Genomic DNA, 21,187 nt, shown 5'->3' on the forward strand with positions numbered 1-21,187 from the left:
CCGTCCGGGCGGTTACGCCCCGACGAGCTGCCGGTCGCCCGCCTCGGTGCGCACGGCGCGGTTCACCGCCGAGACGACCGCCTTGAGCGATGCCGTCGAGATGTCGCCGTCGATGCCGACGCCCCAGAGCCGCTTGTCGCCCACCTGCAGCTCGACGTACGCGGCGGCCAGGGCATCCCCGCCCTCCGAGAGGGTGTGCTCGACGTAGTCGTAGAGCTTCAGATCGTGCCCCTGCTCGGCCATGATCTCGAGGAAGGCGGCGATCGGACCGTTGCCGACGCCGCGTGCCTCCTCGACCTCGTCGCCGACCCGCAGCCGCACATCCAACTGGACGGATCCGGACATGTCGCTCGCCGTCCGGGTCGACAGCAGCTCGTAGCGTCCCCACTTGTCGTCGGGACGATGCGCCGGCGCCGGCAGGTACTCGTCCTGGAAGATCTCCCAGATCTCCTCGCTCGTCACCTCGCCGCCCTCGGCATCGGTCTTGGCCTGCACGACTCCGCTGAACTCGATCTGCAGGCGGCGCGGCAGATCGAGGGCGTGGTCCGCCTTGAGCAGGTAGGCGACGCCGCCCTTGCCCGACTGGGAGTTCACGCGCACCACGGCTTCATAGCCGCGCCCCAGGTCCTTGGGATCGACGGGCAGATACGGAACCGCCCATTCGAGCTCGGAGACCGGCACGCCACGACGGGCCGCCTCCGCATCCATCGCCTCGAAGCCCTTCTTGATGGCGTCCTGGTGGCTGCCGCTGAAGGCCGTGTAGACCAGGTCGCCCGCCCACGGCGAGCGCTCGTGCACCCGCAGCTGGTTGCAGTACTCGGCGGTGCGGCGCACCTCGTCGAGGTCGCTGAAGTCGATCTCAGGATCGATCCCCTGAGTGAACAGGTTGATGCCCAGCGCGACGAGGTCGACGTTGCCGGTGCGCTCGCCGTTGCCGAACAGGCAGCCCTCGATGCGGTCGGCCCCGGCCTGGTAGCCCAGCTCGGCCGCAGCCACCGCGGTGCCGCGGTCGTTGTGCGGATGCAGGCTGACGATCACGTTCTCGCGGTGGTCCAGGTGCCGCGACATCCACTCGATCGAGTCGGCGTACACATTGGGGGTCGCCATCTCGACCGTGGACGGCAGGTTGATGATGACCTTGCGTTCGGGGGTCGGCTGCAGCACCTCGAGCACGCGGTTGCAGACCTCGACGGCGAACTCGAGCTCGGTGCCCGTGTAGCTCTCGGGCGAGTACTCGTAGTACACGACCGTTCCGGGAACCGTGGCCTCGTACTGCTTGCACCAGCGCGCGCCCTGCAGGGCGATGTCGATGACGCCCGCCTTGTCGGTGCGGAACACGACGTCCCGCTGCAGGATGCTCGTCGAGTTGTACAGGTGCACGATGGCCTGCTTGGCGCCCTTGATGCTCTCGAAGGTGCGCGCGATGAGCTCCTCACGGGCCTGGGTGAGCACCTGGATGACCACGTCATCCGGGATGAGGCCCTCCTCGATGAGCATCCGGACGAAGTCGAAGTCGGTCTGACTCGCCGACGGGAACCCGACCTCGATCTGCTTGTAGCCCATCTTGACGAGCAACTCGAACATGATGCGCTTGCGCTCCGGGCTCATCGGGTCGATGAGGGCCTGGTTGCCGTCGCGCAGGTCGACGGCGCACCACATCGGCGCCTTCGTGATGACCTTCGACGGCCAGGTGCGATCGGGCAGTTCCGTGGCGAACTGCTCCGAATACGAACGGTAACGGTGGATCGGCATGCCCGAGGGCTGCTGGGTGTTCTTCATGGTCTTCGGCTTCTCTGGCTTCTCTTCGTGAGTCTGGAGGTGTCAGGCAACGACGAAACTCCGCGACGAGAGGGCCTGGCCGAACTAGACCTCGTCGCGGCAGCTAAGAAGAAGCAAGCCGAAGCGCACATCACAAGGGTAGCACCGCCGTCCACGGTCGTGACCGCAGACCTCAGCCGCGGCCCCCGAAGGCGCGGGTCGCCTGGCGGAGCGTCATGGTCGGCAGGTAGCAGCGTGCGATCGCCATGCCGATTCCGGGCAGCTGAACCGGATCGCGGTACGACAGGTACATGGAGTGCAGGGTGGGCGCGAACTTGCGCTTGAACCGCAGGAGTGAGCTGAAGCCGTAGACCGGTTCCAGCATCCGGCCGACCAGCCGCAGCACGCGGGCGAGCGCGCCCGTCGCCTGCGGGCCGTCGGCCGAAGCGGCCAGCGGCGAGCCCGACAGGCTGGCGAGCTCGAGTCCCTGCTCGCCGAGCAGCCGCAGGCCGTCGGCGATCAGGAACTCCATGACGCCGTTCGCCCCCTGCGGGTTGCGCCGCATGAAGTCGAGCGTGCGCCCGACGATGACGCCGTCACGACGCACCGGAAGCCAGCTGGTCACGGCCTGCACGACATCCGCCTCGTCGAGGGCGACGCCGACCAGCACCTCGTCGTCGCTCAACTCATCGAGGCCGCCGAGCGTGAAGCCCAGCTCGGGGAGGTCCTTCTCCGACATCCACTCCTCGGAGAGGGCCGAGATCTGCCGTGCGACCCGGTGCGGCAGCTCGTCCCACCGCGCCCAGACGGCACGGATGCCCTCACGCGCCGCGCGGTTGACCGAGTAGCGCACATCGTGCATGACCTTGCCTTCGAGGGTGAAGGCGCGCGGATCGATGGTGGTCTCTTGTGCAACCGGGATCGAGCTCCAGCCGCGGGCCGCAAGGCGGTCCCGCCACTCCTCGTGAACGCTGTAGAAGACCGGGGTCCAGGCGGCCGAGTCGCAGAACGCGAGGAACTCGGTGAGCGCGGCATCCGGATCCGCGGCGCGACCGATCGGGTCGGATGTCGTCACGGCATAGCCGTTGACCACGCGGTAGGCGATACCGAAGGTCCCGCTGTGGTCGAGCCAGAGCCGGTTGCCCTCCCAGGTGCTCATGAAGCCGAGGGTTCCGGAACCGACGGCCAGCAGTTCGCGCAGCTTGGTGTGCTCCGCGGAGTCGGCGACCGCCTCGCTGCGGGCACGGAGGAAAAGCACGGTCGCGACCACGACGGCGATCCAGAACAGGGGTCCGACGCTCTGGGTCACCAGGTGAGCCAGGGGCGAAACCGGTCGGAAGTCACGTCGTTCCTCGCTCAGGAACTCGATCGGGATGAATCGCTGCGGCAGGTTGGACAGCAGTTCGCCGAAGCTCGGCACCGGGCTGAAGCCCGCCCGCAGCATCCAGCCGAAACCGAGGTAGAGCGCACTGGGCACGATCACCGCACCGGCGATCGCCGCGAGGTAGCGCCGGATGCTCGACGGCGAGGTGCGAACGGGGAAGGCACGGCGCTGGGTGATGAGAACCACCGCGAAGGCGAGGGGCACGAGCGCACTGACAACCAGCCAGAGAGCGAGTTCGGCTTGGCGTTGCGGAGCGAAGGGCAACGCGTAGGCCGAGCCAAAGGCGGGCACGACGCCGAGGTACCAGGCCGCGAGCAGGCTCTCGGCGACGAGCATGACGACCAGCAGCCCCAGAGCCGCACGGCGCCCGGCGAGCAGGCCGCGAGCGAGCACGACCATGAGCGCGAGCGGCAGGAGCGAGACGAGGGTGGCACCGACGCTGTGCAGCGGCAGGTGCGTGAGCTGGCTGACGCACCCCGGCGCGATGCGCCCGGCGATGCAGCCGATGGCGTGGTCGACGCCCGACGGCGACGCGTTCGAGATCGCCACCCCGAGAGGCGACAGGACGCCGTACCGGGTGGCCGAGAGCACGGTCAGCAGGGGGCCGATCGCCAGGATGACGGTCGTCACCGCGAGCAGCGTGCGCGTCTCGTGCCGGGACCCGCGCCACAGCACCGGACCGCGTTCCCGGTGGGTGAGTGCGCCGAGGCCGATACCCAGGCCGATCGCGACCAGCAGGTACAGGTCGGCCGGCTGCCCGGAATACAACAGCAGAGCGGACGCGGACGCGATCAGGATGGTGCGGAACCGCCGGCGCCACAGGGTTGTCGCCCAGGCGCTCGCCCAGGCCAGCGTCCCCGCGATCGGGGTGAGCGGATCGAGGGTCACGACGCCGTGAACCGAGGTCGACCAGAACTCGTGGAACTGCATCCCGAGGGTGACGAGGCCGACGCCGGCCGCCGTCGCGATCAGCCCCGTCACCACGAAGGCGATCGCCGTCCTGAGCGAGCCCATGAGGCGCTCCGCGGTGCCGACCGCGAGCAGCGTCGCGATCACGGCGATGATCAGCTGGACGATCGTGCCGGCATCGACGAGGGAGGTGAACAGCCCCCACCAGTGGCGCTGCTGCAGCAGATGCGGGCCGATACCGGCCAGCGCCGGCGCGAAGGGGCCTTGCCGTCCCGTTCCCAGAGCGATGATCCAGACGACGATCAGCACGACGGCGATGCCGATCGTGACGGGCCGATTGCGCAGCTGGCTGAGCCAGAATCCCACCCGACGGCGCGCCCGGGCCGGCGCGTCCCGCGCCGTCACCGCAGCCGCGCTCATGAGGCGCTCACCAGCCCGAGCTGCTGATAGACGGCCGTCATCGCGTGGGTGAGCACCCACTGCACGGTGTGCCAGTCGTGACCGGTTCCGGGCGACACCGCCTCGGTCGCGACCATTCCGGCGGCCTGCGCCGCGGCCGTCATGCGCGCGGCCACCGGTCCGTACCGGCTGTCGAGCTCGCCGACACCGAACACCGCAACGGTGTGGCGGTACGGCGCGTGGCGGGTCATCACGGCTTCCGGGAGCGCGGCGCGGTACGCCGCCGAGTTCCCGCCGAAGCCGATCGCCGTGGTCTGGGCGACTCCGCCGTTCTTCGGCGCCAGCTGACCCGAGATGTCGACGATCGCCGAGAACAGTTCCGGATGCGCCGCCCCGAGCTGGATCGAGCAGGTCCCACCCTGCGAGAAACCGCCGATCGCCCACGCGCCCGGGGCCGCCTGCACCGTCAGGTGCGTACGGATCCAGTTCGGCACATCGACGGTCAGATAGCTCTCGGATGCGCCGAGCAAGCCGTTGACGCACATCGGGTTGCGGCTGGGGGCGCCGAGCTGGTCGGGGGCGACCACGATCGGGGCGATCCCGCCGTGCGAGCGTGCGAAGGCGTCGAACACCGCGGCGATCTGACCCGACGAGATCACATTCGCCGGCGAACCGGGCTGACCCGACATCATGATGAACACGGGCAACGCGACGGGATGCGGCACGAGCGCCGCCGGAGGCAGGTACACGTACGCGCCGCGCGCGGGGAAGTGCGACACGGTGGCCGGGATGCTGACCGAACCGACGATCCCGTGACTCGGTGCCGCGGGGTCGGCTGCGGTGCGCCAGAGCGCGGCCGAATGGTGTGAACTCGTCCGGACCGCCCCGGGAGCGCCGGACAGTTGGTCGGCGAGCACGCGCGTGGGCAATGGCGGGGCGATCGCGGTGTCGACGAGCGATCCGACCGTCGTGTACTGACCGAAGTCGGCATTGACGCCCAGGGCCCCCGCCAGCACGGCGGTGACGGCGGCGAGCGAGGCCACCGTCCGGCGGAGGGCGGGGCGGTCGATCCTCCGGCCCGCGGTGCGGCCGGAGCCGCGCCGGACCAGCGCCACGACGGCGATCCCGACGGCCGCGAAGGCCGCAACCACCCAGGCGCGCGAGGTGGGTGTGAGCGAGACCTCGAAGAGATTGAGCTGATCCGAGAGCAGCCAGCAGAGCAGCCAGCCGAGGGCCGCACCGGCGGCCGCACCGACCGCTGCTGACACCGCCCCGCGACGGCGCAGCCCCGGCTTCACGGGTACGGCAAGCCAGATCACGACGGCGATCAGCAGCCCGGCCGCGGCGAGATTCACCACGATCGGCAACCAGCCGCCGATCAGGTGGATGCCGGCAAGCGCGCCGTTCATCTGGTTTCCTCCAACACGTCCTCGACCTTCGAGGGCATCTCAGTATCGGGGATCGAAGCTCGAATCCGCTGCATGACGCGGGCCTTGTGCCTGAGCCTTCTCACATGCATCGCTGTGAGGTTTCTTGGACTCTCCCGGGAGCCGGGAGACATCAGGTCGCGACGCGTCACTCCACGGCGAGCGCTGTGATCGGCGACACCCGCGTCGCCCGACGGGTGGGCGCCCACGATGCGATCGCGGTGAGAGCAGCCCCCGCCCCGACCACGATCGCGACGATCAGCCACGGGATCGCCGGGAACACCAGCCCCGGGCTCCCGTTGATCGAGCCGAGCATCGACTGCGCTCCCACCCAGCCGTAGAAGGCGCCCAGCACGAGGCCGAGCAGCACCGCCGAGAAGGTGAGCTGCGCGCTCTCGGTGAGGATCATCCGACGGATCTGCGCCACCGAGAATCCGAGCGCCCGCAGCAACCCCAGCTCGCGGATGCGCTGCAGCACGCTCAACGACAGGTTGTTGACGAGCCCCACGGCGGCGATGAGGCCGCTGAAACCGATCAGCACCGAGAACACCGTGACGATGCCCGTGAGCAGTTGCTCGGTTCCCTGGTAGACCTCGGGCTGCGCCTTCTGCGCGTCGTGGATGATCTGCTCGAAGCTGGCGACCGCGACACCGAACATCGTGATGAGGGTGACCCCGATCACGAGCCCGATCGTCGCCCGCGAGCTGCGCTGCGGATGACGCAGAGCGTTCTCGGCGGCCAGTCGTGCCGGCGCCGAGCGGCCGAAGAGCCGACCGACGAGACGGAGCGCAGGGGGCATGACGACATCCGCACCGAGCACGAGCCCGGTGAACGAGAGCACCCCGCCGACCACTCCGATCAGCACCGCCGCCGGCGTGATGAGCCCCACCCCGACGCTCAGCAGCAGCGCAGCGAGACCGAGAGCGCCGAGGGTGATCGCCACTCCGTTGCGCCGCGGTCGGTGCGCCGCCTCCTCGCGACTGAGCTCCTCCGATCCGCCGAGCGCCTGGAGGGGCGTGACGCTGAGCACGCGACGCGAGCCGATCCACGACGCCAACCAGGTCGTGAGCACGACCGCGGCGATCGGCAGCAGCAGCCCCGGAGCGATGAAGGAGTAGCTGAAGTCGGGCACGATCCCCGCCGCGACGGCGCCGCGCGCCAGCGCGAACGCCATCCCGGTTCCCACCAGGGCGCCGCCCACGCCACCGAACAGGCCGGCCTTCAGCCCCTGACGGGCGACCGCTCGCCGCTGCGCACGTGCGCTCGATCCCAGCAGGCGCAGCAGGGCGATGCTGCGTGCCCGCCCCGCCACGATCGTCGCGAAGGTGTTCGCCGTGACGATCGCGCCGACGTAGATCGCGATGACGATGAAGACCCAGCCGACGATGGGCAGGATGAGGGCAAGCGATGAGCTGCCGGCTGTCTGCGGATCCGCCTCGATCACGGCCGTCAGCGCGCCGATCACCTGCAGAAGGCCGACCCCGAACGCCGAGCTGAGCCCGGCCACCAACACACTCGCCCTCATGAGGAGGCCTCCATGTCGAGCATGAAGCGCGAGATCTCGGCAGCATCGCTGCGTCCCCGGTCTTCGACGATGCGCCCGTCGGCGAGGAAGACGACCCGGTCGGCGTAGCTCGCCGCGATCGGATCGTGGGTGACCATGGCGATGCTCTGTCCGTACCGCGTGGATGCCGTGCGCAGCAGCTCGAGCACCTCGCGTCCCGTACGCGAGTCGAGGTTGCCCGTCGGCTCATCGGCGAACACGAGTTCCGGACGGGTCGCCAGCGCTCGCGCGATCGCGACCCGCTGCTGCTGTCCGCCCGAGAGCTCGTGCGGCCGGTGCGCCAGCCGCCCCTCGAGCCCGAGGGCCTGCTCGAGCTCGTCGATCCAGTCGCGCTCGCGCGTCGTGGGGCGGCGGCCGTCGAGCTCGAAGGGAAGCAGCAGATTGCCCTCCACGTCGAGGGTCGGCACCAGGTTGAACGACTGGAAGACGAAGCCGATGCGGCGGCGACGCAGCAGGGTCAGGTTCGCGTCGTCCATCCCGCCGATCTCGGCGTCCCCGAGCCAGACTCGACCCGAGGTGGGCGAGTCCAGGCCGGCCATGATGTGCATGAGGGTCGACTTGCCCGAGCCGCTCGGCCCCATGATGGCGGTGAACTCGGCCCGGCGGATGCCGAGGTCGACGTCGCGCAGCGCGTCGACCCTCGTGCGGTCGGTGCCGTAGCTCTTGCTGAGGTTCTGAACCCGGGCGACGAGTCCCAGATCGGTGGTCGTGATATCCATGTCAGCGACGCTACGGAGAGCGACGCCGAGCCGAATCGGGCTCAAGTCTCGACCAGGGTCATCCGGGGGGATGACCTGATCACACCAGCCGGTGCTCGAAGGCGTACACGACGAGCTGAACGCGATCCCGCAGGCCGAGCTTGGACAGGATCCGGCTGATGTGCGTCTTGACGGTCGCCTCGCTCAAGAACTCTCCGCCCGCGATCTCGGCGTTGCTCAGGCCGCGCGCCGCGAGCAGGAAGACGTCGCGCTCGCGCGCGGTGAGGGTCGCGAAGGCGGCCGGCTGGGGCGGTACCACCGGGCGCGAGTCGAAGTGCTGGAACAGTTCCCGCATGGCACCCGGGGCGAGCACGGCGGTACCGGCATGCACGGTTCGGATCGCGGCGAGCAGGAACTCGGGGTCGGCATCCTTGAGCAGGAAGCCGCTCGCTCCCCCGCGGATCGCGCGCGTCGCCGCCTCGTCGAGGTCGAAGGTGGTCAGCACGATGATCCGCGGCCGCGCAGCGCCCCGGGCGTCGGCGGCCGCGAGGATGCGCTCGGTGGCGTCGATCCCGTCCATGACCGGCATCCGGATGTCCATGAGGACCACATCCGGGGCGGTGGATGCCGCGACCGCGACCGCCTCGGAGCCATCGCCCGCCTCGCCCACCACCTCGAGGTCGGGCTGCGATGCGACGAGCATCCGGATCCCGGTGCGGAACAGGGCCTGATCATCGACGAGCAGCACCCGGATGGCGCGGCTCACGCTCGCACACCCGTGCGGTCGAGGGCGGGCTGCTCCGGCAGCCAGGCGTGCACGAGGAAGCGGTCGCCGTCGACCCCGGCCGTCAGATGGCCGCCGACCAGGGCCGCTCGCTCGGTCATCCCGGCGATGCCGTGGCCCGGCATCGCCGGCGCGTCGGATGCGCCGATGGTTCGAATCGGGCGTGTCGCCCTGCTCGCTCGCTGCTGCGCCACGAGGGCACTCGAGATGGTCAGATCAAGTCCATGCATAGTCCATGCGAAGTGCACGACGACCTCCTGGGCCGGGTCGGCGTGCCGGAGCGCGTTCGTCAGCGACTCCTGCACGATGCGGTAGATCGCCAGTTGCTGGCCCGTCCCGAGGGCGAGGGGCGTGCCGGTGACCTCCTGGACCACGATCAGCCCCGAGCCGCGGAGCTGCTCGAGCAGGCGACCGAGGTCGACCAGGGTCGGTTGCGGGCCGTCGCCCTGCGAGTGCCGCAGCTGCGCGAGCAGCACCCGGACATCCGAGAGGGCCTCGCGAGCGGTCGACGCGATCGCGGCGAGCGCGGCGTCGGTCGCGGCGGGATCCGTCGCGCCGAGGTAACGCGCCCCGTCGGCCTGGGCGACGACGACGGCGAGCGAGTGGGCGACGACGTCGTGCATGTCCCGCGCGATCCGGGTGCGCTCCTGCTCGGCGACGACCTCCTGCTCGGAGACGACCGCCGCGCGACGGCTCTCGCGGGCCTGGCGCCAGGTGCGCACGAGGAGGCCGCCGGTCCACGACAGCAGGAAGGCGGCGGTGGATCCGACGAAGATGATGATCCCGTTGCCCAGCCAGCTGCGGGTCGACCACAGGCCCGGGAGTCCCAGCCCGTTGTCGGCGAGCAGGGCGGCCACCTGGGGCCCCACCTCCGCCACCGTGATGACGGCCGCACCGAGGAAGGTGGAGGCGAACGCGACCCAGCGCACCGTCTTGGAGCCGTAGGCCGCCGTGGCGTACAGCATGGCCAGGATGGCCAGGTTCGAGACCTGTGGCGGCACCAGCGCGAACACCTGGACCAGCGATGCCAGCCACGCGATCCCGAGAGCTACGGGTGGAGACAGCCGCCGGAAGGCGAGCGCGGCGCCCATTCCGAGGGCGACGCCGGCGCGGGCGGCGTCGATCCCCCCGGCGAATCCCGTGAGCAGGGTCCAGATTCCCGCGACCACCAGATCGGCGGCGAGCTGGCTCTGACTCAGCTTGCGGAACATGCCCACCACGCTACGGGCACGCTGCCCCCTCCGCACCGCCCGCGGGCCGCGCCCCCCTCATCCTCCCGATGTATTTCCCCCGCCTCTGCTGCTCGCGCTCCTGCTCGCGAAGTGCCACTTGGTGCGGGAATTCGGCGAAATCCTCGCACCAAGTGGCATTTCGCGAGCTGGGAGCGGGGTCTAGGGGCGCCAGCCGTTGGCGATCAGGGCGCGGCGGATGCGGTCGACGACCAGGAAAGGATAGGCGAGGTGGTCGGCGAGCACGCGCACGATGGTCCAGCCGGCTGCGGTCAGCTCCTCGAGCCGGAGGACGTCCTGTGCGAACTGCTGCCGATCGGTGCGGTGATGGTCTCCGTCGTACTCGACGATGACGCGCCAGTCCGGATACACGAGATCCCCGTAACGGAGCCGCGTCGCGCCCGCCTCCGAAACGATCGCGTTGACGCGCGGTTCGGGAAGGCCGCCCGCGACCATCAGCATCCGGAGCTCGGTCTCCCGCGCCGAATCCGTGCCCGGTCGCACCTGCGCGTAAGCGGCCCGAAGGGCCACGACGCCGCGCCGCCCGCCGTGCCGCGCCAGCGCGCGACCCAGCTGATTCGAGCTGAGCAGGGGATCCTTCCGGCACACAAGACCGTCCCCCACGACGACCAGTTCGTCGACGCTCAACACCGTCGACAGCTGCCGCCAGGTGTCGACGGGCGACGACACGGGAACCCCATGCAGCGGCTGAACCTCGATCCGCCCCGTGCCGCAATGGTGGCCACGCACTCCGCGCATCCGCGGGGCCCGCAGCGGAAGGGGTGCCGTCACGTCGAGCAACCGACTGCCGCGAAGCCGCCAGGGCAGTCGCATGCCCCACAACCGCGCGGCCGTGACGTGACTGAAGAAGTGGTCCGGCGGCATCCGCTCGAGGTAGACGCGACATCGGTCCAGATCGGAGAGCTCGAGCTGCGCGGGCGCTCGAACCCCGCGATACGGCGCGACGACCTCACGCGACCGCAGCGCCGAACGCGAGATGCCGACGGCCTCCGCGTCGCGGATGTGGAAGAAGGAGCCGGCCAGTGGTTCCGGGAGGGATCTGGATGCCATCCCCCGAGATTCCCCCGCCCCGCCCCGCTCCCGTCCCCCGGCATCCGCCCCCGGGGATTCCACCGCCGAAATGCCACCTGGGGCGGAAAGGACGCGGATTCGTCGCCCCAAGTGGCATTTCGGCAGCCGAGGAGGGGGCCGAGGAGGGGGCGGTCAGAAGCCGAGGCGACCGAGCTGCTTCGGGTCGCGCTGCCACTCCTTGGCGACCTTCACCCGCATCGAGAGGAAGACCTGCTTGCCGACGAGCGGCTCGATCGCGGCGCGGGCCCGGGCTCCGACCTCCTGCAGTCGCTCGCCTCCTCGCCCGATCACGATCCCCTTCTGGCTGTCGCGTTCGACCCAGAGGTTCGCGTAGATCTCGAGCAGCTCCTTGTCGTCGCGCTCGACCATGTCGTCGATCGTGACGGCGAGCGAGTGCGGCAGCTCGTCGCTGACCCCCTCGAGGGCCGCCTCGCGGATGAGCTCGGCGATCCGATGCTCAAGTGTCTCGTCGGTCACGGCGTCGTCCCCGTACAGCGCGGGGCCGACCGGCAGCAAGGAAAGCAGCTGGGTGAGCAGCACGTCCAGCTGGATGCGGCTGGTCGACGACACGGGAACGATCGCCTCCCAGTCGCGAAGCTCGCTGATCGCGAGCAGCTGTTCGGCGACCGCCGTGCGCGAGGTCGCGTCGATCTTCGTCACGATCGCGACCTTCTTCGCACGCGGGAAGGCGTCGAGCTGCTCATTGATGAAACGGTCGCCCGGCCCGATCTTCTCGTTCGCCGGGAGGCAGAATCCGATGACGTCGACGTCACCGAGGGTCGCCTGCACCACGCTGTTCAGCCGCTCGCCGAGCAGGGTCCGCGGCCGATGCATCCCGGGGGTGTCGACGATGATGAGCTGGCCGGCGGTCGTGTGCACGACTCCCCGGATCGCGTTGCGCGTGGTCTGCGGCTTCGACGAGGTGATCGCGACCTTTTCGCCGACGAGCGCGTTGGTCAGCGTCGATTTGCCCACATTGGGGCGGCCGACGAACGAGACGAACCCAGAGCGGAACGGTTCTTTCACGGGGTCTTTCACGGGGTCCTCCCCTGATCGGTCTGACGTTCGACGGGTTCGGGGCCCGTCGCAGGCTCCGCACCGAAGGCCACCTCGGCATCGAACAGCGCGCGGTCCCGCTCGACGAGCACCCCGGTGAGGCGCTTGCGACGCCCCTCGGTACGCTCGGCAGTCAGCACGAGTCCCGACACGACCGCCGACGAGCCCATGACCGGCAGGCGACCGAGCGCCTTCGTCAGCAGGCCGCCGACCGAGTCGACGTCGTCGTCGTCCAGCTCGATGCCGAACAGATCGCCCAGCTCGTCGGTGGGCAGCCGCGCGCTGACCCGGTACACCCCTTCGGCGAGGCGGACCACCTCGGCCACGTCCCGGTCGTACTCGTCCGAGATGTCGCCGACCAGCTCTTCGATGAGGTCCTCGAGCGTGACGAGCCCGGCGATCCCGCCGTACTCGTCGACGACCATCGCGAGGTGGTTCGACTCCTGCTGCATCAGGCGCAGCGTCTCGTCCGCCTTCTTCGACTCCGGGACGAAGAGCGCGGGGCGTGCGAGTTCGCGCACCCGTCCGTTCGCCGCGTCGAGCGGCTCCTCATGGGTCAGCCGGGCCACATCGCGCAGATAGAGGATGCCGAAGACCTCGTCGGCATCCTTGCCGATCACGGGCATCCGCGACACCCCCGTGGAGAGGAACTGCGTCATCGCCGACCTGACCGTGGCGTCGTCGTCGATCGTGATCATGTCGGTGCGCGGGATCATCACCTCGCGCACGACCGTGTCGCCCCACTCGAAGATGGAGTGGATGAGCTCGCGGTCGTCCTCCTCCAGCACGTCCAGCTCGGTCGCCTCGTCGACCATGCTGAGCAGCTGTTCCTCACTCGAGAACGACACCGCGGTGGGGCGCCCCGGGGTCACCCGATTGCCCAGCGCGACGAGCCCGTCGGCGATCGGTCCCAGCAGGGCCCGGACGAATCGCAGGATCGGCGCCGAGAACACCATGATCCCCTTGGCGTGCGCCCGCCCGACCGAGCGGGGGCTCGACCCGACCAGCACGAAGGAGGTCGCGGTCATCACCAGGGCGCTCAGCAGCAGCACGAGCCACCACTCGCCGATCGCCGCGGCGAAGGCGAGGGTCACCAGGACCGCCGCCGTCGTCTCGGACACGACGCGCATGAAGTTGAGCGCGTTGACGTAGCGGCCGAGATCCGACGAGATCGCGAGCAGTGACCGCTTCGGGCGGTGGTGGGCGGCCAGGTCGACCAGGTCGGTGCGGCTCAGCACCGAGAGCGCCGCATCCGCCGCCGCCAGCAGTCCCCCGAAGGCGACGAGCAGAACCGCCACCGCGACGAAGACGGCGATCACCCCGCACCTACCGTCGTCGCTCGGCGAGCGTGAATCCGACCAGGATGTCGCGCTGAAGCGCGAACATCTCCTTCTCGTCCTCCGGCTCGGTGTGGTCGAAGCCGAGCAGATGCAGCAGGCCGTGGGCGGTGAGCAGCAGCAGCTCGTCGAGCACGGAATGGCCCGCGCTCTTCGCCTGCTCGATCGCGACCTGCGGGCAGAGCACGATGTCGCCCAGCAGCCCGGGCGGGGTGATCTCGTCCTCGTTGCCAGGACGCAACTCATCCATCGGGAAGCTCAGCACATCGGTGGGACCGGGCTCATCCATCCACTGGACGTGCAACTGCTCCATCGCGGCCTCGTCGACGAGCAGGATCGCCAGCTCGGCATCCGGATGCACGCGCAAGAAGTCGAGCTCGTAGGCCGCGAGCCGCTGCAGCGCGCTCTCGTCGACCTCGATGCCCGATTCGTTGTTGATCTCAATGGACACGTCGTTGCACTCCTACCCGCGCCACCCGCGCTTGGGCCGCTCGGCACTCGGGGGACGGTGGTCTTGCGGATTGTGGCCGCGGCGTTCGGCCCGGTTCTGGCCGTCGAACTCGGCCTGCGTGCGTTCGTACTGGCGCAGTTGCCGCTCCGCGTCGTACTGCGTGTAGGCGTCGACGATGCGGCCGACGAGCGAATGGCGCACCACGTCCTCGCTGGTCAGGCGCGCGAAGTGGATGTCGCCGATCCCGTCGAGCACCCGCGTCACGAGCTGCAGGCCGCTCGCCCCACCCGGCAGGTCGATCTGCGTGATGTCGCCCGTCACCACCATCCGGGTGCCGAAGCCGAGGCGGGTCAGGAACATCTTCATCTGCTCGGGCGTCGTGTTCTGCGCCTCATCGAGCACGACGAACGCGTTGTTGAGCGTGCGACCGCGCATGTAGGCGAGCGGGGCGACCTCGACGGTGCCCGCTGCGAGCAGCTTGGGCACCAGCTCGGGGTCCATCATCTCGTTGAGGGCGTCGTAGAGCGGGCGCAGGTAGGGGTCGATCTTGTCGGTCAGCGTGCCGGGCAGGAAGCCAAGCCGCTCCCCCGCTTCGACGGCGGGGCGGGTCAGGATGATCCGCTCGACCTCTTTGCGTTGCAGGGCCTGCACGGCCTTCGCCATCGCGAGATAGGTCTTGCCGGTGCCCGCGGGGCCGATGCCGAAGGTGATCGTGTTGAGGTCGATCGCGTCGACATAGGCCTTCTGGCCGAGCGTCTTGGGCCGGATGCTCTTGCCGCGCCCGGTCAGGATCGCCTGGCTGAGCACCTCGGCCGGGCTGCCATCGCCGCGTTCCAGCATCCGTGCCGAACTGGTCACGTCGAGGGGCCCGAGATCGGCCCCGTTGCGCACGAGCTGGATGAGCTCCTGCACGAGACGCTCGGCGGCGCGCACCTGCTCGTCGGGGCCCTCGAGGGTCACTCGATTGCCTCGCACGTGGACGGTCACGTCGGGGTACTGGTGCTCGATCGTGGTGAGCAGACGGTCCTGGGGACCGAGCAGACGCACCATCGCCACGCCGTCGACCGAGAACTCGGCGCGGGCGGTCTGGTTGCCGACCGGCTCGCTCGCCGCCGAACCGCTCGGGCCGCCCGGGAACTCGCTAGAAGCCAAGGGTGCCTTCTGACTGGTCGCCCCCGAGAACATGGGCGTGCACGTGGAACACGGTCTGCCCGACCCTGTGTCCCGTGTTGAAGATGAGCCGGTACTGACCGCCCGCGTACCGATCGGCCAGCTTCTGGGCGACGGCCACCACATCCGCGAGCAGCTGCGGGTCGCCGGCGGCGAGTTCGGTCACGTTCGCGTACTGCGCCGTCTTGGGCACGACGAGCAGGTGAACCGGTGCCTTCGGCGCGATGTCTTCGAAGGCGATGATGCGGTCGTCCTCGTACACCACCGTCGCCGGAATCTCGCGCGCGACGATGCGCTCGAAGATCGTGGGCTCGGCGGTCGGCATGTCATCCATCTTAAGGTGCCCGGTCGTCGAGCGCCCGGTCGTGGGCCGGCTCGTCACCAGCGCCCGAGCCGCGCATTGAGCACCGCGAGCGCGGCGGGCCCGGCGGTGGACGTGCGCAGCACCTCGGGGCCAAGCCGCACCCGCACGCCGCCCTCTGCCTCGAACGCCGCGAACTCGCGCGGCGAGATGCCGCCCTCCGGCCCGACGACGAGCGTGATGCGCTCCTCCCCGAGTGGCACCTCGCTGAGGCGCACCGTCGCCAGCGGGTCGAGCACGAACAGCACGCCGGGCAGGAGGGCCAGCTCCCCGCTCGTCGCGAGGCCTGCGACCTCCGGAACGCGCGATCGGATCGCCTGCTTGCTCGCCTCGCGCACGATCGTGCGCCAGCGGTCCTGCCCCTTCGCGACCTTCGCGCCCTCCCACCGCGACACCGAGCGTTCGGCGACCCACGGGATGATCCCGGAAACCCCCAGCTCGGTCGCCGCCTGCACCGCCAGTTCGTCGCGGTCACCCTTGGCCAGCGCCTGGGCCAGCCAGAGGGGAGGTTCCGGCTCGGGATCGTGCCGCACCTCGTCGACCTCGATGGCGAGTTCGCCGGGTTCGGCGGTCACCACGGCACCCCAGGCCACGAAGCCGGATCCATCGCCGATCGCGATCCGTTCGCCGAGCCGCACGCGGGCTACCTGCACCGCGTGCCGCGCCTCATCACCGGTGACGCTCACGCGCGCGCCGAGTTCGGCATCCGCCGGTTCGAGTTCGGGATTCAGGTACAGGGACGCCATGGGTCCAGCGTGCCACGTCCGGCGCAGGGCGGGCCTCCCGTCCTGCCCATCCCGCGCCGCGCCGTCCCGCCCCGTCCCCTCCTGTGCGGGATTCAGGATGCCGCGGGCAACACGCCGGAGCCGCATCCTGATCCACGGCGCAACACGGCGTGTCGGCCTGAATCGCGTCGGCACGCAACCGCGGGTGTCGGCGCAAGCCAGCCGGCCAGCTCCCCGCCCGCGGGCCCACCCAACGGCAGGGAGTGCTAGATCCCGAGGAAGCGGTCGCGCAGCTTGGCGAACAGGCCCTGCTGGAAGGTGGCGAACTCGGGTGGCACGGGCCGGCGGCTCTCGGAGAACTGCTTGATCAGCTGCTGCTCCTTGCTGTTGAGCCGCACCGGCGTCACCACCTGGATGCCCACCTTGAGATCACCGCGTCCGCCGCCGCGCAGGTGGGTGATCCCGCGATCCTTGACGGTCACGATGTCGGCGCTCTGCACCCCGGGCTTGATCTCGATCGCGACGTCGCCGTCGAGGGCCGCCAGGGTCGCGGTCGTGCCGAGGATGGCATCCGTCATCTGCACCTCGAGGGTGGCGAGCAGGTCGTCGCCGTTGCGGCTGAAGACGTCGTGGTGCTTGACCTTGACTTCGAGGTAGAGATCGCCGTTCGGTCCACCGGCCGGGCCGGCCTCGCCCTCGCCGGGAAGGTGCAGGCGCATGCCGGTGTCGACGCCCGAGGGCACGTCGACGGTGACCGTGCGCTTGGCGCGCACCCGGCCCTGGCCGGCGCAGGTGGGGCAGGGGTTCGGGATGACCGTTCCGTACCCGCGGCAGGTCCCGCAGGGCGAGGAGGTCATGACGTTGCCGAGCAGCGAGCGCACGGAACGCTGGATCGACCCGGTTCCGCGGCAGATATCGCAGGTGACCGGTGAGGTGCCCGGCGCGCAGCACGATCCGGCGCAGGTCTCGCACAGGATCGCGGTGTCGACGTCGACCTCGCGCTTGGTGCCGAAGATGACCTCGTCGAGGTCGATCTCGATGCGCAGCAGGGCGTCCTGGCCGCGCTCTCGACGGGACCGCGGGCCGCTCGTACGCCCCTGTGCCGCACCGAAGAACGTCTCGAAGATGTCGCCGAATCCGAACCCGCCGGCCCCGCCGCCGAAGCCGGCCTGCGGGCCAAGGTCGTAGCGCTCGCGCTGATCCGGATCGCTCAGCACGTCGTAGGCGTGCGTCACCAGCTTGAAGCGCTCGGCCGCGTCGTCGCTCGGATTGACATCCGGATGCAGCTCGCGGGCCAGTCTGCGGTACGCCTTCTTGATCTCTTCTGGTGTCGCGGCGCGGTCGACCCCCAGAACCTCGTAGTGGTCAGCCACTCTTACCGTTCCTCACGCGCTTTCTTCACCCAGCAGCCGCGTCAGATAGCGAGCGACGGCTCGCACGGCTGCCATGTTGTTCGAATAGTCCATGCGGGTCGGACCGAGCACGCCGAGACGTGCCACGCTCCCCCCGGATGCCGAGTACCCCGAGGCGAGCACGCTCGTCTCGCTCAGCTGGCCGGCATCGGCCCCGAAGCCCTGGTTCTCGCGACCGATGCTGACCGACACTCCGTCGGCGTCGATCTCCATCTCGCTGAACAGCCTGATCAGGATCACCTGTTCTTCGATCGCTTCGAGGACAGGATAGATGCTCCCGCTGAAGTCTCCCTCGGTGCGAGCGAGGTTCGCGGCGCCCGACATGACGAGGCGATCCTGCCGGTTGGCGGCGACCTGTTCCGAGAGGCACGCGGCGACCGCCTCGACGATCGCCGAGTGCACAGGGGCGAACGACCCGGCGAATGCGCGCAACAGCTGCCCGGCCTCCGCCAGTGACTTGCCACCGAGTTCGGCGTTGAGCTTGCCGCGCAGCTCGCCGAGCAACTCCTCGCCGAGCACGACGTCGCCGAGCCCCGACAGTTCGAGAAGGCGCTGATCGACCCGTCCGGTGTCGGTGATGAGCACCGTCATGAGCCGGGCCGGCCCGAGCGCCACGACCTCGATGTGGCGCACCCGTGCCATGCCGAACGACGGATACTGCGCGAGCGCGACCTGATTGGTGAGCTGGGACAGCAACCGCGTCGTCCTCGAGAGCACGTCGTCGAGGTCGACCGCCTGCCCGAGAAACGCCTCGATCGCGGTGCGCTGGGCCGCACTGAGCGGCCGGACCTCGGTGAGCTGGTCGACGAAGACCCGGTACCCCTTGTCGGTCGGGACCCGCCCCGAGGAGGTGTGCGGTGCCGCGATCAGCTCCTCTTCCTCCAGCTGCGCCATGTCGTTGCGGATCGTCGCGGCCGAGACGCCGAAGGAATGCCGTTCGACGATCGTCTTCGATCCGACGGGTTCGCGTGAGGCGACGTAGTCCTGCACGATGACGCGCAGCACCTCGAGACCGCGTTCCGAGACCATCGTGCACCGCCTTCCGTCATCCATCGCCCCTGCGGCAGGGGCTTAGCACTCGCCCCACCTGACTGCTAATAATAGCGCGACACACCGTTACCAAGTCGTTGCACCCGCCATTTGCGAGGCGCTACCTTGTGTCTGTGCTTGCGCCACTCCTCTTCGGAGGCCAGCGAAGGCGCCAGCCCGTGCTCTTTCTCAGAACCCCGGGTCCACCCCGCACATCGAAAGGCGACATACCATGACCGAACCCGCCCCCGCCGCCCCGCAGCCGGCAGCGCCGCTGACCGAGGCAGAGGACAAGCAGTGGGCCTCGTTCGCTCACTTCGGAAATATCATCCTGCTCCTGCCGGCTCTCATCATCTACCTGGTCTTCAAGGACCGCGGCCCCAAGGTTGCCGTCGAGGGCAAGGAGGCCCTCAACTGGACCATCAACGTGACGGGCATCATCATCGCCGGCAACATCGTCAACCTGATCCTGGGCTTCATCCCGGTCGTCGGCTGGATCCTCGCCCTGCTGATCACGCTCGTCATCTGGGCCGTGATCATCGTGAACATCATCTTCGCGATCCTCGGCGGCGTGAAGGTCAACGGCGGCGGCTCGTACCGCTACCCGGTCAATATCCGCTGGATCAAGTAGTCGCACACTGATTCTCCACGAGAGCCGGGCCTTCGGGTCCGGCTCTCGTGCTGTCTGCCTTCGATGCGCCAGACTGACGGGATGACGCAGCTGCCGCCCGCCGACCCCACCGCCGCACAGCCCACCATGAGTCCCGCCGACGAGAAGATGTGGGCGACACTGGTGCACATCGGGGGAATCTTCTTCCACTGGCTCGCGCCGCTCATCGGCTACCTCGTGCTCAAGGACCGCGGCCCGTTCGTCCGCTGGCACACCCGGCAGGCGCTCAACTTCCAGCTGACGGTGCTGATCGGCTACCTCGTCGGCGTCGTGCTCGCCTTCGTGGTCATCGGCTTCTTCGTGCTCGCCGCGGTCGCCGTCCTCAACATCGTGTTCGGCATCATCGCCGCGATGGCCGCCAACCGCGGGGAGTTCTACCGCTATCCGGTCGCGATCGAGTTCGTGAAGTAGCCCCCTGCCCCCTGCCGAGGGTGGCTAGGAGCCGAGGAGGCGTCGCACCACGGCGTCGGCGAGCAGACGTCCCGGCAGAGTCAGCACGATTCGGCCGGCGAGGGCCGCCCGTCCATCGATCAGACCGTCGGCGATCAGGCTCGCGACCTCGCGCCGACCCGACGCGTCGAGCATGGTGGTCGGCAGGCCCTCGACGATCCGGCTGCCGAGCAGCACCGTCTCAGTGCGACGCGTCTCGGCGTCGAGGGTCTCCCGCCCCGCGGCGGGCGAGACACCCGCCGCGATCCGTTCGGCGTAGGCGGCGGGGTGCTTGACGTTCCACCAGCGCACTCCGCCGACGTGCGAGTGGGCCCCGGGGCCCACGCCCCACCAGTCCTGACCGGTCCAGTAGGCGAGGTTGTGACGCGAGCGATGGGCGGCATCCCGCGACCAGTTGCTCAGCTCGTACCACTGGTAGCCCGCCGCCGAGAGGGTCGCGTCGGCGAGCTCGTACATGTCCGCCTGCAGATCGTCGTCGGGCTCGGGCACCTGGCCGCGCGCGATCTGGCGTGCCAGCTTGGTGCCGCTCTCGACGATCAGCGCGTAGGCGCTCAGATGATCCGGATGCTGCGCCACCGCCAGGTCGAGAGACGCGCGCCAATCATCCAGGGTCTCCCCCGGCGTTCCGTAGATCAGGTCGAGACTCACCTGCAGCCCCGCCGCGCGCGCCCATTCGACCACGAGCGGGATCCGGGCAGGATCGTGGGTCCGTTCGAGGGTCGCCAGCACGCGAGGCACCGCCGACTGCATCCCGAAGCTGACCCGCGTGAAGCCTGCCTCCGCGAGCTCGGCGAGCGACTCCGGCCCGACCGAATCGGGGTTCGCCTCGGTCGTGACCTCGGCGCTGGGCGCGAGACCCCAGGCCTGACGGACCCCGTCGAGCAGCTGCGCGAGCTGGCTCACCGGCAGGAGAGTCGGGGTGCCGCCGCCGAAGAAGACGGTCGAGACCGGACGGGACACCGCGCCGGTCGCCGCGAGCACCTCCCGCCCGCGGGCGATCTCGACCAGGGCCTGCCCCGCGTAGTCGCTCTGCTTGACGCCGCGGACCTCATCGGCCGTGTACGTGTTGAAGTCGCAGTAGCCGCATCGCACGCGGCAGAACGGCACGTGCACGTAGACGCCGAAGTCGCGCTGATTCCAGCCGTCGACCACTGAGGCGGGCAGCAGCCCGTCGGCGGGTGCGGGGTCGGCGAGCGGCAGGGCGGAGGGCATGGTGTCCCCATTGTCCCCCGTCATTCGCCACGGCATCGCCTGCGACGGCCCACGCGACTGCGCCGGCGCC

At 69.6% G+C, this 21,187-nt stretch carries 19 protein-coding genes; 2 read left to right on the plus strand and 17 right to left on the minus strand.

Annotation, left to right across the window (positions count from 1 at the left end; all coding sequences use genetic code 11):
• Window positions 1–12 precede the first annotated feature (12 nt).
• The 16 genes from leuA to hrcA all read right to left on the minus strand — a co-directional run bounded on the left by leuA (window position 13) and on the right by hrcA (window position 18,785).
• Complete coding sequence (gene leuA, locus ACFPJ4_RS06320; RefSeq protein WP_386739519.1) at window positions 13–1,779, minus strand: 2-isopropylmalate synthase; 1,767 nt, start codon at window positions 1,777–1,779, stop codon at window positions 13–15.
• A 172-nt stretch (window positions 1,780–1,951) separates the two neighbouring features.
• The gene (locus ACFPJ4_RS06325) at window positions 1,952–4,471 is read right to left on the minus strand and encodes a bifunctional lysylphosphatidylglycerol flippase/synthetase MprF (RefSeq protein WP_386739520.1); all 2,520 of its coding nucleotides are present in this window, start codon (window positions 4,469–4,471) and stop codon (window positions 1,952–1,954) included.
• Entirely contained in the window at window positions 4,468–5,859 is a 1,392-nt protein-coding gene (locus tag ACFPJ4_RS06330) for an alpha/beta hydrolase (protein WP_386739521.1), read from the minus strand. Before ACFPJ4_RS06330 ends, ACFPJ4_RS06325 begins: the two co-directional genes overlap by 4 nt.
• Before the next feature lie 166 nt (window positions 5,860–6,025).
• Window positions 6,026–7,402, minus strand: coding sequence for an ABC transporter permease (locus tag ACFPJ4_RS06335; RefSeq protein ID WP_386739522.1), 1,377 nt, complete (start codon window positions 7,400–7,402; stop codon window positions 6,026–6,028).
• Window positions 7,399–8,160: an ABC transporter ATP-binding protein gene (locus ACFPJ4_RS06340; RefSeq protein WP_386739523.1), complete on the minus strand. Its 762-nt coding sequence runs from the start codon at window positions 8,158–8,160 to the stop codon at window positions 7,399–7,401. Before ACFPJ4_RS06340 ends, ACFPJ4_RS06335 begins: the two co-directional genes overlap by 4 nt.
• Window positions 8,161–8,239: 79 nt before the next feature.
• Window positions 8,240–8,905, minus strand: a complete 666-nt coding sequence (locus ACFPJ4_RS06345; protein ID WP_386739524.1) for a response regulator — start codon at window positions 8,903–8,905, stop codon at window positions 8,240–8,242.
• Complete coding sequence (locus ACFPJ4_RS06350) at window positions 8,902–10,134, minus strand: sensor histidine kinase (RefSeq protein WP_386739525.1); 1,233 nt, start codon at window positions 10,132–10,134, stop codon at window positions 8,902–8,904. The genes ACFPJ4_RS06345 and ACFPJ4_RS06350 overlap by 4 nt, the downstream gene beginning before the upstream one ends.
• 180 nt (window positions 10,135–10,314) lie before the next feature.
• Window positions 10,315–11,223, minus strand: a complete 909-nt coding sequence (locus tag ACFPJ4_RS06355) for a DUF559 domain-containing protein (protein WP_386739526.1) — start codon at window positions 11,221–11,223, stop codon at window positions 10,315–10,317.
• A 153-nt stretch (window positions 11,224–11,376) separates the two neighbouring features.
• Entirely contained in the window at window positions 11,377–12,282 is a 906-nt protein-coding gene (era, locus tag ACFPJ4_RS06360; protein WP_386739527.1) for a GTPase Era, read from the minus strand.
• Window positions 12,279–13,616, minus strand: coding sequence for a hemolysin family protein (locus tag ACFPJ4_RS06365; protein WP_386739782.1), 1,338 nt, complete (start codon window positions 13,614–13,616; stop codon window positions 12,279–12,281). Before ACFPJ4_RS06365 ends, era begins: the two co-directional genes overlap by 4 nt.
• A gap of 10 nt (window positions 13,617–13,626) precedes the next feature.
• Window positions 13,627–14,088, minus strand: a complete 462-nt coding sequence (gene ybeY, locus ACFPJ4_RS06370; RefSeq protein WP_386739528.1) for an rRNA maturation RNase YbeY — start codon at window positions 14,086–14,088, stop codon at window positions 13,627–13,629.
• A gap of 12 nt (window positions 14,089–14,100) precedes the next feature.
• Window positions 14,101–15,138: a PhoH family protein gene (locus tag ACFPJ4_RS06375; protein WP_386739783.1), complete on the minus strand. Its 1,038-nt coding sequence runs from the start codon at window positions 15,136–15,138 to the stop codon at window positions 14,101–14,103.
• 91 nt (window positions 15,139–15,229) lie between these two features.
• Entirely contained in the window at window positions 15,230–15,583 is a 354-nt protein-coding gene (locus ACFPJ4_RS06380; protein WP_386739529.1) for a histidine triad nucleotide-binding protein, read from the minus strand.
• Window positions 15,584–15,636: 53 nt separating this feature from the next.
• Window positions 15,637–16,365: a 16S rRNA (uracil(1498)-N(3))-methyltransferase gene (locus tag ACFPJ4_RS06385; RefSeq protein WP_386739530.1), complete on the minus strand. Its 729-nt coding sequence runs from the start codon at window positions 16,363–16,365 to the stop codon at window positions 15,637–15,639.
• Window positions 16,366–16,610: 245 nt separating this feature from the next.
• Window positions 16,611–17,717, minus strand: coding sequence for a molecular chaperone DnaJ (gene dnaJ / locus ACFPJ4_RS06390; RefSeq protein ID WP_386739531.1), 1,107 nt, complete (start codon window positions 17,715–17,717; stop codon window positions 16,611–16,613).
• A gap of 12 nt (window positions 17,718–17,729) precedes the next feature.
• Window positions 17,730–18,785, minus strand: a complete 1,056-nt coding sequence (gene hrcA / locus ACFPJ4_RS06395) for a heat-inducible transcriptional repressor HrcA (RefSeq protein WP_386739532.1) — start codon at window positions 18,783–18,785, stop codon at window positions 17,730–17,732.
• A gap of 232 nt (window positions 18,786–19,017) precedes the next feature.
• On the opposite strand from hrcA, the gene ACFPJ4_RS06400 reads away from it, so the two are divergent.
• Together ACFPJ4_RS06400 and ACFPJ4_RS06405 are read left to right on the plus strand one after the other, a co-directional pair.
• Window positions 19,018–19,416, plus strand: coding sequence for a DUF4870 domain-containing protein (locus ACFPJ4_RS06400; protein ID WP_386739533.1), 399 nt, complete (start codon window positions 19,018–19,020; stop codon window positions 19,414–19,416).
• 81 nt (window positions 19,417–19,497) lie between these two features.
• The gene (locus tag ACFPJ4_RS06405) at window positions 19,498–19,866 is read left to right on the plus strand and encodes a DUF4870 domain-containing protein (RefSeq protein WP_386739534.1); all 369 of its coding nucleotides are present in this window, start codon (window positions 19,498–19,500) and stop codon (window positions 19,864–19,866) included.
• A 24-nt stretch (window positions 19,867–19,890) separates the two neighbouring features.
• Here the strand turns inward: ACFPJ4_RS06405 and hemW are convergent, their stop codons facing one another.
• A complete protein-coding gene (gene hemW / locus ACFPJ4_RS06410; RefSeq protein ID WP_386739535.1) occupies window positions 19,891–21,117 on the minus strand; it encodes a radical SAM family heme chaperone HemW in 1,227 nt (408 codons plus the stop codon).
• Window positions 21,118–21,187 lie beyond the last annotated feature (70 nt).

The organism is Lysinimonas soli (assembly GCF_042655435.1).
Classification (GTDB): Bacteria; Actinomycetota; Actinomycetes; order Actinomycetales; family Microbacteriaceae; genus Lysinimonas; species Lysinimonas soli.

Coding starts and splice junctions, on each gene's coding strand:
- leuA (WP_386739519.1), bottom strand. CDS start 1,779: ATGAAGAACACCCAGCAGCCCTCGGGCATGCCGATCCACCGTTACCGT.
- ACFPJ4_RS06325 (WP_386739520.1), bottom strand. CDS start 4,471: ATGAGCGCGGCTGCGGTGACGGCGCGGGACGCGCCGGCCCGGGCGCGC.
- ACFPJ4_RS06330 (WP_386739521.1), bottom strand. CDS start 5,859: ATGAACGGCGCGCTTGCCGGCATCCACCTGATCGGCGGCTGGTTGCCG.
- ACFPJ4_RS06335 (WP_386739522.1), bottom strand. CDS start 7,402: ATGAGGGCGAGTGTGTTGGTGGCCGGGCTCAGCTCGGCGTTCGGGGTC.
- ACFPJ4_RS06340 (WP_386739523.1), bottom strand. CDS start 8,160: ATGGATATCACGACCACCGATCTGGGACTCGTCGCCCGGGTTCAGAAC.
- ACFPJ4_RS06350 (WP_386739525.1), bottom strand. CDS start 10,134: ATGTTCCGCAAGCTGAGTCAGAGCCAGCTCGCCGCCGATCTGGTGGTC.
- ACFPJ4_RS06355 (WP_386739526.1), bottom strand. CDS start 11,223: ATGGCATCCAGATCCCTCCCGGAACCACTGGCCGGCTCCTTCTTCCAC.
- ACFPJ4_RS06375 (WP_386739783.1), bottom strand. CDS start 15,138: ATGGTGCGTCTGCTCGGTCCCCAGGACCGTCTGCTCACCACGATCGAG.
- ACFPJ4_RS06380 (WP_386739529.1), bottom strand. CDS start 15,583: ATGCCGACCGCCGAGCCCACGATCTTCGAGCGCATCGTCGCGCGCGAG.
- ACFPJ4_RS06385 (WP_386739530.1), bottom strand. CDS start 16,365: ATGGCGTCCCTGTACCTGAATCCCGAACTCGAACCGGCGGATGCCGAA.
- hrcA (WP_386739532.1), bottom strand. CDS start 18,785: ATGGTCTCGGAACGCGGTCTCGAGGTGCTGCGCGTCATCGTGCAGGAC.
- ACFPJ4_RS06400 (WP_386739533.1), top strand. CDS start 19,018: ATGACCGAACCCGCCCCCGCCGCCCCGCAGCCGGCAGCGCCGCTGACC.
- ACFPJ4_RS06405 (WP_386739534.1), top strand. CDS start 19,498: ATGACGCAGCTGCCGCCCGCCGACCCCACCGCCGCACAGCCCACCATG.
- hemW (WP_386739535.1), bottom strand. CDS start 21,117: ATGCCCTCCGCCCTGCCGCTCGCCGACCCCGCACCCGCCGACGGGCTG.